The organism is Rhizobium sp. P2_G9, assembly GCF_056403475.1.
The window spans coordinates 1-3749 of sequence record NZ_JBFUFK010000112.1 but is presented as its reverse complement, the minus strand read 5'-3'; the positions used below and the strand labels follow the sequence as shown (position 1 = coordinate 3749).

Sequence of the window (3749 nt, the reverse complement as noted above, 5' to 3'; positions counted from 1 at the left end):
GCGATCAGGCGCTTGTTCTTGGCCAGGCCGAACAGATAATCGACCTTGTTGGCCTCGCACCACGCCATCAGCGCCTCACGGCAGAAGCCGCTATCGGCGCGCAGCAGGATGCGGGTCCTCGGCCAGGTGCGGCGGATTTGCCGTAACCGTCCGATTGTTACCGCAGGGGCTTTGCCTTGATGCGGGCAACGAGTTCTTGGTCGTCGACGAAGGTTTCAAGGAAGTCGTGCCATTTGTTGGCTGAACGGCGGGCGTCGGCGAGCATCTGGCTGAGTTCGTCGATCCCATCATCGGAGAGCGCTGTGATGGCTTCATCTTCTCCGGTTACGACGTTGATGATATTGCCGTAGCTCAGATTGTCATCGTTGCGGATGATCGCTCGAAGCAGATCAGAATCCTCATTGAGCATTTTCGCGACATAGCCGATGCTGAAGACATGGGTGATCGTCGCCATCAGGCGGCCTCGGCGGTGGCAGCAGTGGCGGGTTGCCAGTTCCAGGGCAGCAGTTCATCGAGCCGATTGATCTTATGATCGTGGATGCGGTCGAGCACATCGGCCAGATAGGCCTGCGGATCGAGGCCGTTCATCTTGGCGGTCTCGATGATCGTCATGGCCCGGGCGAGCGTCTCCGCGCCGGTATCGGCCCCGGCGAACAACCAATTCTTTCTTCCGATTCCGATAGGGCGCAAAGCCCGCTCGGCGGCATTGTTGTCGATCGCGACGCGACCGTCTTGCAGGAACAGGCTCAATGAGTGCCAACGGCTCAGGCCATAACGGAAGGCCTGTGCCAGGTCGCCTTTGCCCGGAATGCGCGTCAGTTGCGCTTCGGCCCAGACACGCAATGCTTCGACTTTTGGCCTGCTGTGCTTTTGACGCGCGGCAAGCCGGATATCGGCAGGCTTGCCGGCAATGTCGCGTTCGATATCGTAGAGCGCACCGATGCGGTCGAGAGCCTCGCGGGCGATCTCGGATTTGTTCGAGGTCCAGATGTCATGGAAGTCGCGCCGCCAATGCGCCCAGCACGCCGCTTCACGTAGGCGCTGTGTCCCGTTGGGCAAAGGTTGGTAAAGCTTGCCGTAGCCCTTGTAGCCATCGGCTTGCAGGATGCCGCTTGCCTCTCTGAGGTGATGGTGGACGTGGTCTTCCTTCCAGTCCGGGGCAAAGTAATAGACCGCACCCGGCGGAGCGCCGCCCGCCCATGGACGTTGGTCTCTCACATAGGTCCAGATCCTGCCCTTCTTCACACCCTTGCCCAACCCTTTGTCTCGCATGGAGCGATCCAGCACCCGGATCGGGGTGTCGTCGGCATGAAGCAGGTCGCTTGCCATAATGGCGGCCTCAATCCGCTCGATCAGCGGCTGGAGCACCCGCATGGCGCGGCCACACCAATCGACCAGCGTGCTGTCGGGGATATCGGCACCCATGCGGGCGAAGATCTCGCCCAGGCGATAAAGCGGAAGGTGATCGTCGAACTTCGACACCAGAATGTAAGCCAGAAGGCCAGCACCCGCCATGCTGCCCGGGATCGGGCGGCTGGGTGCGGGCACCTGCACCATCTTCTCGCAGCAGCGGCAGGATTTCTTCAACCGGGCAACCTCGATGACCTTCATCTGCGCGGCGATCATGTCGAGGATTTCGCTCACATCCTCGCCCACGAGACGCAATTCGCCACCACAGGCGGGGCACAGGGTACCGGGATCGAGCTGCCTGCGCTCGCGAACCGCCTTCTCCGATACGCGCGGACGACGGCGCGCAATCCTTTCGGCAGTGTTTGCCCCAGGCGCGACAGGCGCGAGCTCATCGGTCTCCTCGATCGGCTTGCTGTCGTTCTCCGCCGCGGCAATCAAGAGATCCTCAAGCGCCAGTTCCAGCTGCTCGATTTCCCGCTCGATCTTCTCCGAGGACTTGCCGAAGACCTGCTTCTTCAGTCTGGCAATGCRCAACCGCAGGCTCTGGATCAACTGGTCATGGGCCAGCAATGTCGCTGACATCTTCGCATTTTCCGCCTGCAAGGCGGCGATCATCGCCTTCAAGAAGGCCGGATCATCGGGAAGATTTTGGGGCGCATTTGACATGATCCTGACTACCACGTGTCAGGAGGAATTGCCATAAAAACCAGCAGTTTCAGATGGATAAATCACCCGACACGCGCCGGTGGCGCACCCCAGTCGGGCCGCCGCCAATCAATTCCTTCCCACAACATCGCCATTTGCGCCGATGTCAGCCGCGCCGTCCCATCAGCAGCCGACGGCCACGGAAAGCGGCCCTTCTGCAAGACCTTGTAATAGAGGCAGAACCCCTGGCCATCAAAATAGAGAAGTTTCAAACGGTCCCCACGTTTGCCTCGAAACGCAAACACCGCTCCGCCTGTCGGCTTCTGTCGCAACACATCCTGCGTCAGGGCAGCCAGGCCCTCGATGCCCTTGCGCATGTCCGTAAACCCGCAGGCCAGATAAACCCGAACGCCGGTCCCTGGGCCAATCATGCCGTCTCCACCGCACGAATGAGCCGCATCAGCAGCGCCGTATCAACCCCGCCGTCAAAGCGAAGGCTCCGACCGCAGTTCAATCGCAATTCGATCATCCCAGCATGACCGCCAATCGTATCACCACGGACCGGACCGTCCTGCAATGCGGCGACCTCTACAGGGATGAAAGCCACACTCGACGATTGACAGGAAACCGCTTTCCTCTTCAGCTCGCGCCGCCAGCTGTAGATCTGCTGCCGTGTCACATCGTGCCGGTGGGCGACTTCGCTCACCGTCGCGCCATCGATCCCGACCGACATCACAATCGCGCGCTTCTTCGCATCATCCCAGCGACGACGCCGTTCCTGACCAAGAATTTCCACCCGCACCGCATGACCTCGCATAAGACACGTCGCTAACGACGTCGTTAAACACGTGTCTTACCCCAGCGCGGCGAGTTCCGGCAGGCGGCCTCAATCGGACGGTTACGATTTGCCCGACGATGCGCTCGACTTCCTCGACCGCGCCGGCCGCCGCATCGATATTGGCGCGCCTGAGCTTCGAGAGGAGCAGATGCCGGCCGCAGAAGATGTAGAGCGGCAGATAGCAATAGCTGTCGTAATAGCCGTGGAAGAAGCGGCCTTCCTGGTCGCCGTGGATCGGATCGTCGGTGGCATCGAGATCGAGCACGATCTGTTTCGGCGCCTTCTTGTGYGCTTCCACAAACAAAGTCACGAACAGCGTTTCGATCGCCTCAGGATYATGACTGATCTTGTGGTAGCGCGTTGGCTCGGATCGCGACAGTTCCAGCCGGTTGAGCGTGCTCTTGCCGGCCAGCGGCGCACAATCCGAACGCTTCGCCTCGAGCTTGCCGACCAATGTCGCCATGACAGGGTCGTGGCGCAATTCATCATGGTCGTTGAGATCTTCATAGCCAAGCGCGAGCCCGAATATCCGCTGGCTCACCAAGGTCGACACGTCGTGCTCGATCAGATCCGCCCGACGATGATCGGCAAAGCAACTGGAAAAGCGCTCCACCAGCCGGATCGCCCGATCCGTCGCCCCCAGCAACAGGCTGCCGGCGTCGCTGCTAATCGCTCCACCATCAAATGCSGCCACCACCGCACGCGATTCAATGCTGGCAAATTCGAATGATTTTGCGCTACACTCTGCCGGCATCGGGGATTCCTTTGAACCTGAGTTAAGTCGTTCTGGTAAAACAACTTTCTCAGATTCTCAGCCCCGATGCACCAACATAGTGTGAGATATTCGGGATTCGGG

Annotated in this window: 4 protein-coding genes and 2 pseudogenes; all 6 read right to left on the bottom strand. The window is 60.1% G+C overall.

All coding sequences use genetic code 11. The annotated features are described in order from the left end of the window. A pseudogene (locus AC1DYF_RS40100) lies at window positions 1–140 on the bottom strand (transposase); the annotation flags it as partial. Between the two features lie 17 nt (window positions 141–157). Continuing rightward, window positions 158–454, bottom strand: a complete 297-nt coding sequence (locus AC1DYF_RS40095) for a protein-tyrosine phosphatase family protein (protein WP_477884479.1) — start codon at window positions 452–454, stop codon at window positions 158–160. Beyond that, entirely contained in the window at window positions 454–2076 is a 1623-nt protein-coding gene (gene tnpC, locus AC1DYF_RS40090) for an IS66 family transposase (protein WP_477884477.1), read from the bottom strand. Before tnpC ends, AC1DYF_RS40095 begins: the two co-directional genes overlap by 1 nt. A gap of 62 nt (window positions 2077–2138) precedes the next feature. Further along, window positions 2139–2486, bottom strand: a complete 348-nt coding sequence (gene tnpB / locus AC1DYF_RS40085) for an IS66 family insertion sequence element accessory protein TnpB (protein WP_477884475.1) — start codon at window positions 2484–2486, stop codon at window positions 2139–2141. Continuing rightward, complete coding sequence (tnpA, locus tag AC1DYF_RS40080; protein ID WP_477884473.1) at window positions 2483–2857, bottom strand: IS66-like element accessory protein TnpA; 375 nt, start codon at window positions 2855–2857, stop codon at window positions 2483–2485. The genes tnpB and tnpA overlap by 4 nt, the downstream gene beginning before the upstream one ends. A 61-nt stretch (window positions 2858–2918) precedes the next feature. Beyond that, window positions 2919–3647 (bottom strand): annotated as a pseudogene (locus AC1DYF_RS40075) (IS1380 family transposase); the annotation flags it as partial. Window positions 3648–3749: the final 102 nt, after the last annotated feature.